Genomic DNA, 16,876 nt, shown 5'->3' on the forward strand with positions numbered 1-16,876 from the left:
AGGGCGGCAGAGAGATAAAGGCAATTTAGCCCACATAAGTTGCAGTCCAATCGGATTGCGCGCTCCATGTTTCGATAGAGCCCGTGACGGTGCAGCCTTTGTCTCCCGATGCAATGTGGCCGATATTAAACACTGTCTCACCAGCGGCCTCTAAAGCGGCCGTCACGTCGGCTACATCCGCCTGCGTAACCACTACAGCCATGCCGACGCCGCAATTAAACGTGCGCGCCATTTCCTCTGGCTCAATATTTCCCTGTGCTTGTAAAAACGCCATCAGGCGCGGCTGCCTCCAAGCGTCCGCGTTGACATGCGCATGAAGCCCTGCTGGCAAAATGCGCGGGATGTTTTCGAGCAAACCGCCGCCCGTGATATGCGCCATTGCGTGGATTTTGCCGGTGCGTACCAGCGGCAACAAGGATTTTACATAAATCCGGGTTGGCGCCATCAGCGCGTCGATCAGGATGACATTTTGGTCGAACAGAGCGGGGCGATCCAGCTTCCAGCCCTTGTCCGCGGCAAGCCTGCGCACCAAGGAAAAGCCGTTTGAGTGCACGCCCGAAGACGCGAGGCCCAAGATAACATCGCCCGCTACAACCTTATCGGCGGTCAGGACTTGGTCGCGTTCGACCGCGCCGACACAAAAACCAGCGAGGTCATAATCACCATCGGAGTACATGCCGGGCATTTCCGCGGTTTCGCCACCGATCAGTGCGCATCCGGCCAGTTTGCAGCCCTCGGCTATGCTCGCCACGACCGATATCGCGATAGCATTATCCAGCTTGCCGGTCGCATAATAATCAAGGAAAAACAGCGGCTCTGCGCCTTGCACGATCAGGTCATTTGCGCACATCGCGACCAAATCAATCCCGACGCCTTCGTGCCGTCCCGATTCTATCGCCAGTTTCAGCTTTGTTCCCACACCGTCATTGGCCGCGACAAGCAAGGGGTCATTAAACCCTGCTGCTTTCAAATCAAAGAACCCGCCAAATCCGCCAAGGTCGGCGTCGGCACCTGCACGACGCGTTGCTTTGGCCAGTGGCGCGATGGCGCGCACCAGTGCATTGCCGGTTTCGATGGAAACACCTGCCTTGGCATAGGTGTAGGATTCTGAGCTTTGATCTTTTGCGTCCATTTGTCGCCGTTAGCGAGAACAGGCTTGGAATTCCACGTCTATGTCGCCTAAAGGTGCCGAGATGACAAATTTGCGCAAGAATTGGTTCCGCATTGCAGCAATTGGCGTGCCATTGGCGCTGGTTGGTGGTGGCATTGTTGTTGCGCAGATTGAGGGGCCAAAGCGCGGTATTGCGCCGATTGCGAGCGCCGGGGACTTTGAAGTGACTGGCGTTTCGGTCAACGTGGTTGGCGACAACGCCTTTGAAGCACGGAAAAAGGGTTGGGAGCAGGCACAGCGCATCGCATGGGCGGCATTGTGGCGTAGAACCCACAATAATGTAGGGGCAGTTCTGTCCGATTCGACATTGGACGGAATCACTGCCGCTATTGTGGTCGAACAGGAACAAATTGGCCCGCGCCGTTATGTCGCAAAGCTGGGCGTCTTGTTTGACCGTGCCCGTGCGGGTCAGTTGTTGGGTGTCAGCGACGTTGCACGGCGTTCTGCACCATTGATGTTGCTGCCCGTGACCTACTCCGCAGGTGCACCCACGGTGTTTGAACAGCGCACGTCATGGCAACGAAGCTGGGCCAAATTTCGTACCGCAGATAGCACGATCGATTATGTCCGTCCAAGCGGGGCAGGAGGGGAGTCGCTTTTGTTGAATGCGGGCCAACCTGAACGCCGCAGCCGCATTTGGTGGCGCACGATCCTTGACCAATTCGGTGCCGCGGACGTTATCATTCCTATCGCGCGGATTGAACGGCAATGGCCGGGCGGGCCAGTTATAGGGCGCTTCTCCGCGCGTTATGGTCCGGACAACAAGTTTCTGGGTGCATTCACGCTGCGCACATCAAGTGAAGCTGGCGTTCCTGCGATGATGGATCAAGCCGTATTGCGGATGGATCAATTGTTCCAATCGGCCTTAGCCTCAGGGCGTCTGCGGGCCGATGCATCGCTGGTCCTTGAACCCGAAGTGGTTGAGGAGGAGGATTTGGAGGGCGAAGTCGAAGGCGCGGTGGCTTTGGATGAAGCTGGCAAGCCATTGCCGGAATCCGCCGGACCATCGCTTGACGATGTTGTTAGATCCATTGTGCCCGAGGGACAGGCCCCTTCCGCGCCTCAATCCCGTCCATAAGCATTTAGCGGGCCGATGCGTCAAATTGCTTTACCCTTGGACGAGTTGCGCAGTGGCGTGTCGTCCAGCCTCATTATCACAGAATCGAACGCAGCGGCTTTTGCTGGATTGTCCAGTGCAGCGGGCTGGGCAAAGCGATGTGCCATTCTGACGGGCCCGGCGCGCTCGGGGAAAACACTGATGGCGCGCTATTTTTCGGGACAGAATGGCACTGTCATCGATGAAGCCGAGTCGCGTTCCGACGAAACACTTTTCAACGCCTGGAACCGTTCGCAAGAAAGCGGCGTGCCGTTATTGCTGATATCACGTTGGCAACCTGCGGAATGGAATATTGCGCTTCCCGATTTGCAGTCGCGATTAGGCGCGGCAATGTTGCTCGAAATTGCGCCACCGGACGACGAGATGATGGAACAATTGCTGCAAAAGCAGCTCGCCGACCGGGGCGCCGCGATCAGCATAGATGCCTTAAGCTATGTGAAGCGGCGTATTGAACGCAGCTATGCTGCAATTGAAAAATTTGCGCGATCCGCAAACGCCATGGCACTCTCAGATAATGTGCCCGTAAATTTGACCTTGGTAAAAAAGGTTATCGAAGGTGAATTTAATAGGTCCTGACCCTAAGCCATTGTTTCCCGTAACATGTCTTCTTCATGCGTCAGGGTCATCTTGAGCTTGCCATTGACCACGGCAAAGGCCAATCGTCCTTCGACAAGGTCCAAAGCATCGCGCCCAAATTGGTCAAAACGCCACCCCGTTAACACTTCAAGATCTTCGCGCTCACCAGCTGCCAAGCGCTCAAGCTCTTCGGTCCGCACAATTAAGCGCGGGGCCACGTTGATCTCGCGTGACCGGATTTTGAGCAATAGTTTCAGCAGATCCGCTACGAGTGAACCATCCTTGCCACCGCCAGGCGACGATCGCGCACGGTCTGGCAAATTGTCTCGTGCAATAGGCTGGCTTGCCTCAATAACCCCGATAAGGCGTGCACCAATGTCATTGTCGCGCCATGCGGGTGAAAGGCCGCGCACTTTGGGCAGATCGGCCTGACTTTTGGGTGGATGCGCGGCGATATCTGCCAGCGTTTCATCCTTCATAATCCTTCCACGCGGGATATTCTTGCGCTGCGCCTCTTTTTCGCGCCACGCAGCCATGGCTTGAAGCCTTCCCAGCACGTCAGGTTTGCGCGATTGCACCTTAATCCGTGCCCACGCGTTCTCGGGGTCATTGCGATAATTGGCGGCGTCGGAAATACGGTCCATCTCATCATTCAACCACGCACCACGGCCAGTGATCTTGAGCTTTTCCAACATCATCGGAAAGATAACTGACAGATGGGTCACATCGGCAATGGCATAATCGATTTGGCGTTTATCCAGCGGACGCCGCGACCAATCAGTAAAGCGGGCGCCCTTGTCCAACTGGATACCCATCCACAAGTCGACGAGGTTCGAGTAACCGACCTGCTCACCCTGACCCAAAGCCATCGCGGCGATTTGCGTGTCGAACATGGGGTGAGGGGTTTTGCCGGTCAGGTTGAAGAATATCTCAATATCCTGCCCACCCGCGTGGAAAACCTTTAACACATCCTCATTTTCGCACAGCAGCTCAAGCAATGGCGTGATGTCAAGACCTTCGGCCTTGGGGTCAATGGCTGCGGCCTCATTGCTATCTGCCAATTGAACCAAACATAAATCGGGATAATAGGTATTTTCCCGCATGAATTCGGTATCAACCGCAACGAAGGGGGATTTTGCAAGGCGTACGCACAATTCTGCGAGGCGTTTGCTGTCAGTGATAAGTGGATGAATCTGCATTGGGCAACGCCGTAGCACCCATTCACGACTTGACAAAGTGCCGCTGCACTGTTGACAGGCCCGCTTTCCACAGCTTTTTTGAATTGAGTAAAAAATGCACGCTTATCGTACGCACAAATGCGCTGAACTCCGAGATTCCCATGTGGGCGAAACTGTCCGCCTGTCGGGCTGGGTCCACCGTAAGCGCGACCATGGCGGCGTGTTGTTCGTCGACCTGCGCGATCATTATGGCATGACGCAGATCGTGGCCGATACCGACAGCCCTGCTTTGCCGATATTGGAGGCGTTGCGCCTTGAGAGCGTCATCACCATTGATGGGGAGGTGAAGGCTCGCAGCGCAAGTACGGTTAATGCTAACCTCCCGACTGGTCAGATTGAGGTGTTCGCCCGCAGCGTAACAGTGCTGAGCAAGTCTGAAGAACTGCCATTGCCAGTTGCAGGCGAACAAGAATATCCTGAGGAAACACGACTGAAATACCGCTTTCTCGATTTGCGTCGCGAAACGCTCCACGCCAATATCGTTAAGCGCACACAAATCATTCGCGAAACGCGCCGCCGGATGGAAGATATCGGTTTTACCGAATATTCAACGCCTATCCTGACAGCATCCAGTCCCGAAGGCGCGCGCGATTTCCTCGTGCCCAGCCGCATCCATGCGGGCAAATTCTTTGCACTGCCGCAAGCGCCGCAGCAGTATAAGCAGTTGTTGATGGTTGCCGGTTTCGACCGCTATTTCCAGATCGCCCCCTGTTTCCGCGACGAAGACCCGCGTGCTGACCGCTTGCCTGGTGAGTTCTACCAGCTTGATCTGGAAATGAGCTTCGTCACGCAGGAAGAAATCTGGGACACGATGGAGCCAGTCATGGCGGGCGTGTTTGAATCATTTGCCGACGGCAAAAAAGTAACGCCAGCAGGGCAATTCCCGCGCATCCCGCATTCAAAGGCAATGCTCGATTACGGCACTGACAAGCCCGATTTGCGCAACCCGCTGATCATCCATGACGTTACCGCCCATTTTACAACTTCGGGCTTCGGCTTATTTGAACGCATTGTCGAAGGCGGCGGCGTTGTCCGCGCCATTCCTGCTCCAAAGACTGCGGACAAGAGCCGTAAATTTTTCGATGACATGAACGAATGGGCGCGCAGCGAAGGCCATGCCGGACTTGGGTATGTTACCCGTAAGGGCGGTGAGTTTGGCGGCCCCATCGCCAAGAACCATGGTGAAGAAGGCATGCGCGCGCTGTATCAGGCGATCGGGCTTGGAGCTGATGATGGTTGCTTCTTTGCGGCTGGCAAGGAGGATCAAGCGGCAAAGCTAGCTGGCGCAGCGCGCACGCGGACGGGCGAGCAGCTTGACCTGATTGAAAAAGACGCGTTCCGTTTTTGCTGGATCATCGACTTCCCATTCTACGAATGGAGCGAGGAAGACAAAAAGGTCGACTTTGCCCACAACCCCTTCTCAATGCCCCAGGGCGGGCTGGAGGCGCTGGAAACGCAGGACCCGCTTACCATCAAGGCATATCAATATGATATGGTCTGTAATGGCTATGAGCTTGCCTCAGGCTCGATCCGGAACCAGCACCCCGATTTGATGGTCAAGGCGTTTGAACTTACGGGTTTGTCGCAGGCGGACGTTGAAGAGCGCTTTGGCGGCATGTATCGCGCGTTCCAGTTTGGTGCGCCACCGCATGGCGGCATGGCTGCAGGGGTAGACCGGATGGTCATGCTCTTGTGTGGCGTTCAAAATTTGCGCGAAATCACGTTGTTCCCGATGAACCAACGGGCCGAAGATCTTTTGATGGGCGCGCCGTCAGCTGCAATGGCCAAGCAATTGCGGGAATTGCACATTCGCGTGGTGGAGCAGCCGCCCAAGGCTTGATTTCAGGCGCAAGGTTAGCAACAGGATCTGTCTCTTTTGGCGACAAATCTGCGCTTTCGCTTGTTTGTCCGTGCAATAGGTGCTGGAAAGCGGACATGTCCATTGACCTTTCCAAGTTTGAAGCCGGCAAAATATATGAAGGCATATATGACAATGACCTGAAAAGCCTTCAGGATCGCTTGTCTGAGCTCCAAGCATTGCACATCCTGCATGAGGCGCGCACTTTAATCATATTCGAAGGCTGGGATGCCGCTGGCAAGGGCGGTGCAATTAAGCGCATGACCTCTTTGCTTGACCCGCGCTTTTATCAGGTCTTCCCGATTTCTGCGCCGACCTCAGAAGAAAAGGACAAGCATTTCCTGTGGCGCTTCTGGAACAAATTGCCGGGTAAGCAGGAAATCAGCATTTGGGACCGAAGCCACTACGGCCGCGTTTTGGTCGAGCGTGTCGAGGGATTTTGTACCGAGGCCGAATGGCGACGCGGTTATGACGAAATCAACGAATTTGAATCGCGCCAGGGCGAAATCGGCACAAAGATTATCAAGATATTTGTGCATGTGACCGCCGAAACACAAGACAAGGTTCTGATCGAACGGCTGGATGATCCTACCAAAAGGTGGAAAGTCACTGCGGAAGATTTTCGTAACCGCGAAAAGCGGGGGGAATATCTCGAGGCACTAAAGGATATGTTCAAGCGCACACATACGCATTGGGCACCTTGGTCCGTTGTTGACGGCAACAATCAAAAGGCTGCGCGAATAGCGGTCCTTTCGCATGTGATTGCGGAATTAGAGAAGAGCGTACCGCAGGAATTTCCCGATGCCAATCCAGCAATCGTGGCTTTGGCGCAGCGGACGATCGGCTATTCCCCCAAGGGATAGTCTATACTTAATACTTCCCATTCTTTGGGCCCTGTAGGCAAATTCACAATTTTGACATCACCCACGCGCGCGCCGCGCAAGGCGCGGGAAAGCGGCGCGTTCCAGCCTATGCGTCCGTTGCTGGCATCGGCTTCGTCATCGCCGACAATTGTGATCGTGCGGTGTACGTCGTCGATATCTGCAATCGTCACGCACGCGCCAAAGAATATCCGGCTTCGGTCCTCTTGCTTTGATGGGTCGAGTATTTGCGCGGCCTTCATCTTCTTGGATAACTGACCCAGTTCCCGATCAATCACGCGGAGCTTTTGTCTTCCGTAAATATAATCGCCATTTTCACTTCGGTCGCCGTTGCCTGCAGCCCAGTGGACAATTTCGACGACGGCGGGGCGATCGATGGCGAACAATTGTTCATAGCGTTCGCGTAAGGCGGCGAATCCGGTTGGGGTGATCGGGTTTGTGCGCTCGGCCATGCACCTGCCTTAGTCGTTCAGGTCGAAGAGAGTCGAGAGACCCCAGATGAGTTGAACGATCTCACATAACCTCGATTGCGCTTGGCACGAAAGGGTGAATGTTAACCCGGTGTAGACTTGCCCAAATAGGTGCTAAGAGGGGTAGATGACCGTACCCGTGCCTTTTCGGGGTGAAGATGGTCATACATCACCGCATTTTCCAAAACGCGATAGACATAATCGCGGGTTTCGCTGAGCGGGATTTTCTCAATCCAATCCATGATATCGATGCTGCCCGTACGTGGGTCGCCAAAGGCGCGGAGCCATTTGTTCACATTGCCCGGGCCGCCATTATATGCGGCGATGGCCAAAGGATAACTTCCGTCATAATAATCGAGCATGCGCTCAATATAGGTGGCACCCAAGGCGATATTGTAATCGGTATCAACGGTCAGCGCATCAGGACGGTAGGCCATGGAGATTTTACCCGATGTCTCCCGCGCTGTTCCAGGCATTAACTGCATAAGGCCGCGTGCCCCTGCGTGGCTCACGGCGGCGCGGTCAAACTGGCTTTCCTGACGCATGATTGCATGGGCGAGTGTCCAGGTTTGGCTATGCGCTGCTGGAACATTAACGGTAGGGTAGCTGTTACCCAGCAAATCGGGGATACCATCGGTGCGCGCTGCACGACCGGCCATCACTGCCAGATCCGGACGGCCAAGCTTTTGCGAAAGGCCAATTGCAGCAGTATATTCTTCACGGTCATCGGCGTGGCAGGCAATGGCCCTGAAAAAGTTGCTCTGGTCACGCCAGCTGCCGTATTTTGTGGCCAGCGCCGCTGCCAAATGCACAGGGGGAACATTCCCGTCCGCCAAAACTGGCAGGGTAGCTGCCACGCGCGGCACTTGCGGTAAGGGACGACGCAGTTGCTCCAAGGCCAGCTGGCCAAAAAAGCCTTCATAAAAGGCCGCTGCTTGTTCGTAATAGCGCGTCGCGCTTGAAGTGTCGCCAGCCTTCGCAGCGGCCTTACCCGCCCAATAAAAACCCCTTGATCGGGTTTGTGCTGTTTTTGCGGCAGTCGCATAGCGTTCGAACATGGTTACGGCATCATGAGGGCGGCCCAAACGGTCCATAGCCAATGATCCAGCTAGCCAAGTGAGGCTGGTATATCGATCACGCGTAGCGAGATCTTGGTCTGCCATTACCAAGCCGGCAGGGACGGCGTCGTCCACACGGGAGGCAATGCGATAGGCCACGTCATATTGGCCATCATTTTCGGCAGCGCGTGCCTGCGTCAGCAGCAATTGGTACCAATCCTTGAGAACAGGTGCGGGTGCGACCAGATTTCCTCGGTTTGCAAGCAATTCGCGCACAGCCAGGCCGTTGCCAGCAGCGCGCATCGCGTCCGCCCGCGCCGCGAGAAAACTCGCTTCGCTGTTCGCTAAAGCGCCTGCTTCTTGCACCTTCAAGTCCGCCTCTGGTGCCTTCATGCGCATTGCAAGCGCAGCTGCAAACGCAGGGCGACGCTGCGGCGAGGTGTAAGCGATCCAGTGTTCGGCGCCGCGCGTCGATCCTGACCATAACAGCCGGTCGACTCGTGCATCATGATCGGCCGATGTCAAAGTGCCGCGGGCAATGCGGAAAACCCTTGCTTCATCACCATCGTTTAGCGTGCCGTCACGCCATGCCTCGCGCGCTAAAGCTTCAGCGCGGGCCTTGTCGCCAACTGAGTCCAGCGCCATCGCAAATTTAGCACGGCCTTCATTGGTGACGGGCGGCAAACGGTCAAAATAAGCCACCACTTGGTTAGGAGCGTAAGACAGGGGATTAATCGCCTGTTCTGCCTTTTTGCGCATGTCTTCAGCATTTGGCCAATCGGGGTACAGCATCAAAAAGGAGGCGTAATCGTTAAAGCTATAGTTGCCGGGTGCGCTTAACATTTTCCAACGCTGCAGCGCGGCGGGGATTTTACCCTCGCTTGGGTCGTAAATAACGGGCGTAGATAGTGGTTGTCCGGATGGCGCGGACACTTGCCCGGTACCGGTGCCACTTTGCCAAATAATCCCGTCCGGTTTCTGTGTGGATGCAGATGCAGTAAATGGAATAATGAGGACGGATGCGGAAATGAGGTGCTTTACCATGCTGGACATATTATGGACCCGGACCTTATCAATGTCTGAATAGGCGACTATGTTAGCCTTAGCGTTCAATTTGGATCAAAATGAAAGTCATATAATATGTTTTCCGGATCAATACCGGCTCTAGTGACTCCTTTTTGCGACGGAGCGTTTAGCGAAAAGCATTTTCGTGCGTTGATCGATTGGCAAATCGAGCAGGGTTCAAGCGCGCTCGTGCCTGCAGGGACCACCGGTGAGGCATCGACACTGTCTAATGCGGAGCATCATCGTGTCATTGAGGTGTGCGTCGAGCAGGCCGCTGGGCGCGTGCCTGTCATCGCCGGTTGCGGTTCAAACGACACAAACAACGCTGTCCTGCACCTCAACTTTTCCAAGAAAAGCGGTGCTGCCGCGGGGTTGGTGGTTGCGCCTTATTACAACCGGCCCAATCAAGAGGGCATTTATGCGCATTTCGAGCATATGACGAAAAAGAACGATTTGCCGATACTGCTATACAACGTCCCTGCGCGCACTGTGACCGATATCAAGCCTGAAACCGTCGCACGTCTGGCAAAGCTACCGACCGTAATTGGCATTAAGGATGCCAGTGGCGACATGCCGCGCGTCACCGACCACCGTTTGGCTTGTGGGTCGGACTTCTGTCTGTTGTCAGGCGTCGATGAACAGTCGCTCGCGTTCAACGCGGCGGGTGGCAAAGGCTGTATTTCGGTGACAGCGAACGTCGCGCCGAAGTTATGCGCAGAGTTTCAGGCGGCTTGCGCCTCCGGTGACTATGATTTGGCACGTGAGCTGAATGACAAGCTCTATCCCCTCCACTTGGCGCTGTTTTCTGATGCATCCCCCGGTCCAATCAAATATGCTTTGTCTCGCGTCATCGAAGGCTTCCCGACGGAGTTGCGTTTACCAATGACGCTGCCCAGTGATGCGAGTTGTCGTCAGGTTGATGCCGCTTTGGAGAATGCAGGCCTTATCTAATGACTCGCCCAAAGCCGGAAGCATTTAACAAAGTAAAAACGGTCGCCGAAAACCGGCGGGCGCGGTATGATTTTCATATTGATGACAAATATGAAGCGGGCATCGTCCTGACCGGTACGGAGGTAAAGTCGCTTCGTTTTGGCGAGGGGTCAATTGCCGAGAGTTACGCGGAAGTTCGTGACGATCAAATTTGGTTGATTAATGCCAATATCCCTGAATTCAGTCATGGTAACCGGTTCAATCACGAACCGAAGCGACCGCGCAAGTTGCTGCTTAACATACGTGAAATAAACAAGCTGCATGGCGCAGTTATGCGGCAGGGTATGACACTCGTTCCGCTTTCGATTTACTTCAACGGCCGGGGCAGAGCGAAAGTGGAACTTGCATTAGCAAAGGGCAAAAAGGCCCCGGATAAGCGTGCTACGGAAAAAGAGCGCGACTGGAAGCGGGAACAAGGACGAATTATGCGGGATCGCGGATGAGCAAATTCGACATCTGGTTAAATAAGCAAGCGCCGACGCGCGACAGCTTTGAACGTAGCCGTTTTCTGCGTCCTTTTGCGCAACGCGTCTTTCACCCAGCATTGTGGCGATTTACGCGCCGCTCGGTGCCGCGTGGCGTTGCGCTTGGCTTGCTCGTGGGCATTTTCCTGCTGATCCCTGGCGTCCAGATAGTTGGTGTCGCGCTTTTGGCGCTGCCGTTCCGCGCCAATATTCCGATCGGCGCGGCAATGACGTTTCTTAGCATGCCAGCGACTACGCCGTTAATCCTTTTCGGTTCGGTCTATGTTGGTGAATCGGTTTTGCGGTTAAACAATGGTTCAGGGCGCTTTTATGAACTCATTGAAAGGGCTGCGCCTCTATCTGCCTGGGGCGACTATGTCTGGAACGAAGCACCTCTTGCACTTGTTCAGGGAATTGCCGGGCTCGCCATAATTTCAATTGGTGCCGCGGTCGTTGGTTACTTCGTTGCCGCGTGGTTCTGGCGTTGGAGGATCAGTGCCAAATGGCGCCGTCGGTCGAAGTCAATTCCGTCGGGCAGATAAAATACAGATGGGTTTCAGGTAGACCCTGCATGGCTGCTGCGAAATCTTGACAAATCACATGATGCGTTCCAGCCCAAAGATATGGTAAATAGTGCTTAAGTCCAAGCAGCATGATCTTATCGGGTAAGGGGCCGTTTTGAGCAAAATATCGCCGCCGACTGATTTACAGATACTTGGCGGGGATGTCGAGGCGCATGCGCGACAGGATTTTCAAAAGCGTGTCGCCTTGGTAATTGCGACCATATTTTCGCTTGCAATCCTCTGGTTTTCAACAGAAAATATTGTTTTTCTGGGCTCCTGTGCTGCTGCCATTGTCGCTTCGGTCGGGCTGATGCATTATTTTCGCAGTAGCCCTGCCGTCGAAAGCGCGCCTGCTTTTTCCGGGCCCGACTGGTCGATAACCCATGCGGTGGTTCAGATGAGCCATGCCGCCATTGCGATCAGCGACCGGGCGGGTCGTTTGGTTTGCGCCAATGACCATTTCACGGATGTCTTTCCGGGATTGAAAGCGCCACCAGATCTTGGCGTCGATGCGGCTAATCGCGCCTTACTTGATGCCGCGGGGCGTGCGGCATGGCGCGACGGAAGCGCGGACATCGCAGCGATCGAAAAAGAGGGCCTAACCTATAGCGTGAAAGTCGTTCGGGCCGGCATGGCCGACGCATATTTGCTATGGCATTTGACGGCGGTGGAGGAGATCGACCTTGAAAGCTGCGCGATTGAAATGATCACGGGGCACATCGGTCGGGCGATGTCCAGCAGCGGTGTGATGGCGGTCGCCGTGAACGCTGATGGCCGAGTATGTGCGGCCAATGCCACTTTTGCATTACGCGCGACCGGCACGGATCGGGAGCCTATCGTCGGTCGGCTCTTTGCCGATTTGATCCAGATGGATGAAAAAGGCAGCGTGTATTTTGAACGTGAGGGACTGCGGGGTTTGCCAATCCGGTTGCTGCAAGTGCCTTTGAACGCAGACAATGTTAAAAGCGCAGCGCTTTTGCTGGCGGTCGATGAAGAAGCCGCGAAAGTTGATCGCGGCTTGGCGTTGGCGCATGTGGAACAATTGCTGTCGACGCTGCCACTTGGGCTGGCGCTGGCTGACCGCGACGGACGGTTTTTGTTTGCTAATGACGCCTTTGTGCGCGTTCTTGACGTTGAGGCGCATAAGCTATCACCTTATCCCGCCGATCTCGTTATCAGCGAGGATAAGGGCGCGGTACTGGACAGCATTCGCCGATATATCAGTGGGTCAATGGGCTCTGGCGATATCGCTATCCGATTAAAAGAACGGCCCGACGAGGTGATCGCCTTGTCGATCGCAGGCGTGCGCGGACTAGGTGAGGCTGCGGTCCTGCTTGGGCTGAAGGACAATAGCGAAGAGATTATCTTGAAGCGCCAAGTCGCGCAGCAGACGAAGATGGAATCCATTGGTCAGCTTGCAGGGGGTGTTGCGCATGATTTTAACAATATCCTGACTGCCATCATCGGCTATTGCGACCTGATGCTGCTGCGACATCAGCCAGGCGACAGCGACTATGACGATATCCAGCAGATCAAGAATAACTCCAACCGCGCAGCCAGCTTGACGCGCCAATTATTGGCCTTTTCGCGTCAACAGACCCTGCGTCCGCAAATCCTGCAAATCGCTAATGTGGTGGCAGATGTCTCCAGCCTGTTGAAGCGGCTTTTAGGCGAAACCGTTCGGCTTGAGGTACATCATGGGCGCGGCGTGGGGGCTGTGCGGGCTGACCCGGGGCAGCTTGAACAAGTTATTGTTAACTTGGGTGTGAATGCGCGCGACGCCATGCCCAAAGGTGGCGTCGTACACATCCGGACGGCGGCTGTCAGTCAAGGCGAAGTTGCCGCAATGGGCAGGGATCTTTTGCCAATCGATGAGTATATCCATCTGTCTGTCGAAGACAGCGGCGTTGGCATCCCGAAAGAAAATCTGTCGAAAATATTCGAACCGTTTTTCACGACCAAGGAATTGGGCAAAGGCACGGGGCTTGGCCTGTCAACCGTCTACGGCATCGTCAAACAATCGGGCGGATTTATCTTTGCAGACTCCCAACTGGGGAATGGAACGCGGTTTGACATCTACCTGCCCGTGTACCGAGGCGCTGTCCCTGCGCCCGGCATTGGCAAGCGCGAATTGTACAAACCAAAAGACCTTTGGGGCAGTGGCAGGATATTAATCGTCGAGGACGAGGATATGGTGCGCGCGGTGGCTGAACGGGCGCTTGTGCGGCAAGGCTATGTGGTGGAAACCGCCAGCGACGGGGAACAAGCACTTGAGATGTTCGCGACTGGAAAACGCTATGATCTCGTTGTGTCCGATGTCGTAATGCCCCATCTGGACGGCCCGTCGATGGCGCGACAGTTGCGCGAAATTTATGGCGACATCCGGTTGCTGTTTATTTCCGGCTATGCCGAGGAGCAGCTGCGCGAAACGATCAGCCTCGACAATGTTGCTTTCTTAGCTAAGCCGTTTTCGGTCCAGCAAATTGCTGAGGCCTTTCACAACGCGCTTGCGCAGGACAATGAGTTTAAATATTGAAATAAAACATGTAAATTTTTTTGTTCCCCCCTTGTTCTTTTAGAACATAAAGCGTACATAGAACCCGTTCCGGAGATATTTTCCGGAATAGGCATGACGCTAAGGAGTGGAAAAATGGCAGCAAGTCTCAAGATAATTGATGGGAATCAGGCAAACGGTATGAAAAATTCGGAACGTGAAAAAGCCCTAGAAGCCGCCCTCGCGCAGATTGATCGCGCATTCGGCAAGGGTTCGGCGATGAAGTTGGGTAGTCGTGAGGCGATTAGCATCGATGCAGTATCGACGGGATCGCTTGGGTTAGATATCGCCCTTGGCATTGGTGGATTGCCTAAGGGACGCGTGATTGAAATTTATGGTCCGGAAAGTTCGGGTAAGACAACCCTGACACTGCACGTGATTGCAGAGGCGCAAAAGGCAGGCGGCACGGCTGCATTCATTGACGCAGAGCATGCGCTTGACCCAGGTTATGCAAAGAAGCTTGGCGTAGACGTCGACAATTTGATCGTTTCGCAGCCAGATACGGGTGAACAAGCGCTTGAAATTGCCGACACGTTGGTGCGTTCAAATGCCGTGGATATCATCGTGATCGACTCGGTGGCGGCACTTGTTCCGCGCGCAGAAATCGAAGGCGAAATGGGCGACAGCCATGTGGGCCTGCAGGCACGGTTGATGAGCCAAGCGCTCCGCAAAATCACTGGTTCAATCAGCCGGTCAAACTGCATGGTCATCTTCATCAATCAGATTCGTATGAAAATCGGGGTGATGTATGGCTCGCCAGAAACCACCACAGGCGGCAATGCTCTGAAATTCTACGCATCGGTGCGTTTGGACATCCGCCGTACAGGCCAGATCAAGGCAGGCGAAGATATTGTCGGCAACACGACCCGCGTGAAGGTTGTGAAGAACAAGGTTGCACCACCATTCAAACAGGTCGAATTTGACATTATGTATGGCGAAGGCATTTCTAAAACGGGTGAGTTGCTTGATCTGGGCGTGAAGGCCGGATTGGTCGAAAAATCGGGTAGCTGGTTTAGCTATGATTCGGTTCGTATTGGTCAAGGCCGTGAGAATTCGAAAAGCTATCTGACCGAAAATCCGGAGGTAGCGGCGCGGTTGGAAGCAGCCATTCGTGGCAAGACAGAAGAGGTCGCTGAAGTCCTGATGACAGGGCCAGACGCAGACGACGATATTTAAGTTTTGGACGAACAAGCACGGTCTTGCCTGAGGCTGCTGCTTTCGGCCCGCCCTGGTCCACCCCGGGGCGGGTCATTTGCGTGAAGGTGGGTAGAGTTTCCCCTTGCTGTCTTCGCTGCATCGGCGGACGCACGGGCGCTAAGTTGTTGACAGGCACAATGGCTTGGGCACAACGTTCGGCATGCGGCCCAACATCCATCTCATCGGCTTGCCGACTGACCAGAACAGTTCGTTCGCGCGTGGGGCTGCATTGGCTCCATCCAACATTCGCGCGGCATTTTGGAGCGATCGGGGCAATCTATCGGCACAATCGGGCCTTGAAATCGGCACTGACATCATTCTCAAGGATCTCGGCGATTTGCCCTTATCGGACGTTGACTGCGCCGCCGATGACGCATTGATCATGCGGGCGGTGACCGAAAGCGTGGAGGCAGATGCTATCCCATTGTCGCTAGGTGGGGATCATGCGGTGACCTATCCCATCGTTGCGGCGCTGGCGGCGCATTATGGGCCGCTGAATATTCTACATTTTGATGCGCATCCCGATCTATATGCCGATTTTGAAGGCAATCCGCGTAGCCATGCCTCGCCCTTTGCGCGCATATTGGAAGAGGGCCATGCAAAGCGAATCGTGCAGGTCGGCATTCGCACATTAAACAAGCACTGCCGCGAACAAGCCGAACGCTACAATGTCGAAATTCTTCCGATGTTGAACTTCGACGCCAGTAGAGTACCGATCATAGATGGCCCATTATATATCAGCATTGACCTTGACGGCATTGATCCTTCTGAAGCGCCCGGCGTGGCACATCCAGAGCCCGGCGGATTAACGATCCGCGAAGTCCTGTCGATTATCGCCAAGCAGCGGGCCCGGATCGTTGGCGCGGACATCGTCGAACTAAATCCTGCGCGCGACGTGAACGACATAACTGCCATAGTCGCCGCCAAGCTGGTGCGCGAGCTTGCCGCGCAAATGCATAAAAATTACTACCATTTATAAGGAAGCAGCCATGACCATCATTGTACACCATCTCAATAATTCGCGTTCACAACGTATCTTGTGGCTGCTCGAAGAGCTCAACCTCCCTTATGAAATCCGTCATCATGCCCGTGATGCTGTGACCAATCTTGCGCCCGAAGCGCTTTTAAACGTCCATCCTTTAGGCAAGTCACCTGTGATTGAAGATGACGGCAATGTAATATTCGAATCCGGCGCAATCGTCGAATATTTGTGCGAACGGCATAATGGCGGCCACCTTGTCCCTGCACGCGGCACTGACGCGCACATCCGCTATCTCGAGTTCATGCATTTTGCCGAAGGTTCGGTCATGACGCCGATCTTGTTGAACCTTTACACGGCGCGGCTGGGCGATGCGGCTGCACCCTTGCATCCGCGGATTAATCAGCAACTTGGTAGCCATTTTGCGTTCATGGAAGACAATTTGAAAGCGACCGGCTGGTTTGTTGGCGATAGCTTGACCGGAGCCGACATTATGATGAGCTTTCCGGCCGAAGCCGCAGTTAAAATGGGTAAAGCGGCGGCCCTACCAAACCTTACTGCTTTCGTTGAAAAAATCCATGCCCGCCCAGCGTATCAGACCGCCCTGCAAAAGGGCGGACCTTATGCCTATGCGTGATAGCGGCCGCAAACTGCATATCCGGCTTGCAGCACGGCGAGTCGTTCCCTAAGTCGCA

At 54.7% G+C, this 16,876-nt stretch carries 15 protein-coding genes; 11 read left to right on the forward strand and 4 right to left on the reverse strand.

Annotated features, from left to right (window positions below; translation table 11 throughout):
• Positions 1 to 25 precede the first annotated feature (25 nt).
• The gene (gene purM, locus Q0O33_RS02825) at positions 26 to 1,132 is read right to left on the reverse strand and encodes a phosphoribosylformylglycinamidine cyclo-ligase (protein WP_295495789.1); all 1,107 of its coding nucleotides are present in this window, start codon (positions 1,130 to 1,132) and stop codon (positions 26 to 28) included.
• Between the two features lie 61 nt (positions 1,133 to 1,193).
• On the opposite strand from purM, the gene Q0O33_RS02830 reads away from it, so the two are divergent.
• Both Q0O33_RS02830 and Q0O33_RS02835 read left to right on the forward strand, forming a co-directional pair.
• Positions 1,194 to 2,249 carry a heavy-metal-associated domain-containing protein gene (locus tag Q0O33_RS02830; RefSeq protein ID WP_295495792.1) on the forward strand — a complete coding sequence of 352 codons (1,056 nt, stop codon included), beginning with the start codon at positions 1,194 to 1,196 and terminating at the stop codon, positions 2,247 to 2,249.
• 15 nt (positions 2,250 to 2,264) lie between these two features.
• Positions 2,265 to 2,864 (forward strand): DnaA/Hda family protein, encoded by a 600-nt coding sequence (locus Q0O33_RS02835; RefSeq protein ID WP_295495795.1) that lies wholly within the window; start codon positions 2,265 to 2,267, stop codon positions 2,862 to 2,864.
• Between the two features lie 2 nt (positions 2,865 to 2,866).
• Here Q0O33_RS02835 and rnd read toward each other — a convergent pair whose 3' ends face one another.
• Positions 2,867 to 4,063 (reverse strand): ribonuclease D, encoded by a 1,197-nt coding sequence (rnd, locus tag Q0O33_RS02840; protein ID WP_295495797.1) that lies wholly within the window; start codon positions 4,061 to 4,063, stop codon positions 2,867 to 2,869.
• 94 nt (positions 4,064 to 4,157) lie between these two features.
• Here rnd and aspS point away from each other — a divergent pair, with 94 nt between their 5' ends.
• Together aspS and Q0O33_RS02850 are read left to right on the forward strand one after the other, a co-directional pair.
• Positions 4,158 to 5,942 carry an aspartate--tRNA ligase gene (gene aspS, locus Q0O33_RS02845; RefSeq protein WP_295495800.1) on the forward strand — a complete coding sequence of 595 codons (1,785 nt, stop codon included), beginning with the start codon at positions 4,158 to 4,160 and terminating at the stop codon, positions 5,940 to 5,942.
• Positions 5,943 to 6,037: 95 nt separating this feature from the next.
• Positions 6,038 to 6,823: a polyphosphate kinase gene (locus tag Q0O33_RS02850; RefSeq protein ID WP_295495802.1), complete on the forward strand. Its 786-nt coding sequence runs from the start codon at positions 6,038 to 6,040 to the stop codon at positions 6,821 to 6,823.
• Here Q0O33_RS02850 and Q0O33_RS02855 read toward each other — a convergent pair.
• Together Q0O33_RS02855 and Q0O33_RS02860 are read right to left on the reverse strand one after the other, a co-directional pair.
• Positions 6,805 to 7,293, reverse strand: a complete 489-nt coding sequence (locus Q0O33_RS02855) for a GreA/GreB family elongation factor (RefSeq protein WP_295495803.1) — start codon at positions 7,291 to 7,293, stop codon at positions 6,805 to 6,807. The two genes, Q0O33_RS02850 and Q0O33_RS02855, sit on opposite strands and share 19 nt — an antisense overlap.
• A 101-nt stretch (positions 7,294 to 7,394) precedes the next feature.
• Complete coding sequence (locus Q0O33_RS02860; protein ID WP_295495804.1) at positions 7,395 to 9,422, reverse strand: lytic transglycosylase domain-containing protein; 2,028 nt, start codon at positions 9,420 to 9,422, stop codon at positions 7,395 to 7,397.
• Positions 9,423 to 9,509: 87 nt separating this feature from the next.
• On the opposite strand from Q0O33_RS02860, the gene dapA reads away from it, so the two are divergent.
• From dapA to Q0O33_RS02895, 7 genes are all read left to right on the forward strand, one after another.
• On the forward strand, positions 9,510 to 10,385 hold the full coding sequence (gene dapA / locus Q0O33_RS02865) for a 4-hydroxy-tetrahydrodipicolinate synthase (protein ID WP_295495805.1): 876 nt from the start codon (positions 9,510 to 9,512) through the stop codon (positions 10,383 to 10,385).
• Positions 10,385 to 10,867 (forward strand): SsrA-binding protein SmpB, encoded by a 483-nt coding sequence (gene smpB / locus Q0O33_RS02870; RefSeq protein WP_295495806.1) that lies wholly within the window; start codon positions 10,385 to 10,387, stop codon positions 10,865 to 10,867. The genes dapA and smpB overlap by 1 nt, the downstream gene beginning before the upstream one ends.
• Positions 10,864 to 11,430: a DUF2062 domain-containing protein gene (locus Q0O33_RS02875; protein ID WP_295495807.1), complete on the forward strand. Its 567-nt coding sequence runs from the start codon at positions 10,864 to 10,866 to the stop codon at positions 11,428 to 11,430. Before smpB ends, Q0O33_RS02875 begins: the two co-directional genes overlap by 4 nt.
• A gap of 136 nt (positions 11,431 to 11,566) precedes the next feature.
• Positions 11,567 to 13,987, forward strand: coding sequence for a PAS domain-containing sensor histidine kinase (locus Q0O33_RS02880; protein ID WP_295495809.1), 2,421 nt, complete (start codon positions 11,567 to 11,569; stop codon positions 13,985 to 13,987).
• Between the two features lie 114 nt (positions 13,988 to 14,101).
• On the forward strand, positions 14,102 to 15,181 hold the full coding sequence (recA, locus tag Q0O33_RS02885; protein WP_295495811.1) for a recombinase RecA: 1,080 nt from the start codon (positions 14,102 to 14,104) through the stop codon (positions 15,179 to 15,181).
• A 163-nt stretch (positions 15,182 to 15,344) separates the two neighbouring features.
• Positions 15,345 to 16,181, forward strand: a complete 837-nt coding sequence (speB, locus tag Q0O33_RS02890) for an agmatinase (protein WP_295495813.1) — start codon at positions 15,345 to 15,347, stop codon at positions 16,179 to 16,181.
• A gap of 10 nt (positions 16,182 to 16,191) precedes the next feature.
• Positions 16,192 to 16,818 carry a glutathione S-transferase gene (locus tag Q0O33_RS02895; RefSeq protein ID WP_295495815.1) on the forward strand — a complete coding sequence of 209 codons (627 nt, stop codon included), beginning with the start codon at positions 16,192 to 16,194 and terminating at the stop codon, positions 16,816 to 16,818.
• The last annotated feature ends 58 nt before the right edge of the window (positions 16,819 to 16,876 follow it).

Origin of the sequence: Sphingorhabdus sp. EL138, from assembly GCF_945862485.1 — a bacterium.
Taxonomy (GTDB): Bacteria; Pseudomonadota; Alphaproteobacteria; order Sphingomonadales; family Sphingomonadaceae; genus Sphingorhabdus_B.

Bases quoted from the DNA above. Each gene is read 5' to 3' on its own strand.
- purM (WP_295495789.1), bottom strand. From the start codon at position 1,132: ATGGACGCAAAAGATCAAAGCTCAGAATCCTACACCTATGCCAAGGCA.
- Q0O33_RS02830 (WP_295495792.1), top strand. From the start codon at position 1,194: ATGACAAATTTGCGCAAGAATTGGTTCCGCATTGCAGCAATTGGCGTG.
- Q0O33_RS02835 (WP_295495795.1), top strand. From the start codon at position 2,265: ATGCGTCAAATTGCTTTACCCTTGGACGAGTTGCGCAGTGGCGTGTCG.
- rnd (WP_295495797.1), bottom strand. From the start codon at position 4,063: ATGCAGATTCATCCACTTATCACTGACAGCAAACGCCTCGCAGAATTG.
- aspS (WP_295495800.1), top strand. From the start codon at position 4,158: ATGCACGCTTATCGTACGCACAAATGCGCTGAACTCCGAGATTCCCAT.
- Q0O33_RS02850 (WP_295495802.1), top strand. From the start codon at position 6,038: ATGTCCATTGACCTTTCCAAGTTTGAAGCCGGCAAAATATATGAAGGC.
- Q0O33_RS02855 (WP_295495803.1), bottom strand. From the start codon at position 7,293: ATGGCCGAGCGCACAAACCCGATCACCCCAACCGGATTCGCCGCCTTA.
- Q0O33_RS02860 (WP_295495804.1), bottom strand. From the start codon at position 9,422: ATGTCCAGCATGGTAAAGCACCTCATTTCCGCATCCGTCCTCATTATT.
- dapA (WP_295495805.1), top strand. From the start codon at position 9,510: ATGTTTTCCGGATCAATACCGGCTCTAGTGACTCCTTTTTGCGACGGA.
- smpB (WP_295495806.1), top strand. From the start codon at position 10,385: ATGACTCGCCCAAAGCCGGAAGCATTTAACAAAGTAAAAACGGTCGCC.
- Q0O33_RS02875 (WP_295495807.1), top strand. From the start codon at position 10,864: ATGAGCAAATTCGACATCTGGTTAAATAAGCAAGCGCCGACGCGCGAC.
- recA (WP_295495811.1), top strand. From the start codon at position 14,102: ATGGCAGCAAGTCTCAAGATAATTGATGGGAATCAGGCAAACGGTATG.
- Q0O33_RS02895 (WP_295495815.1), top strand. From the start codon at position 16,192: ATGACCATCATTGTACACCATCTCAATAATTCGCGTTCACAACGTATC.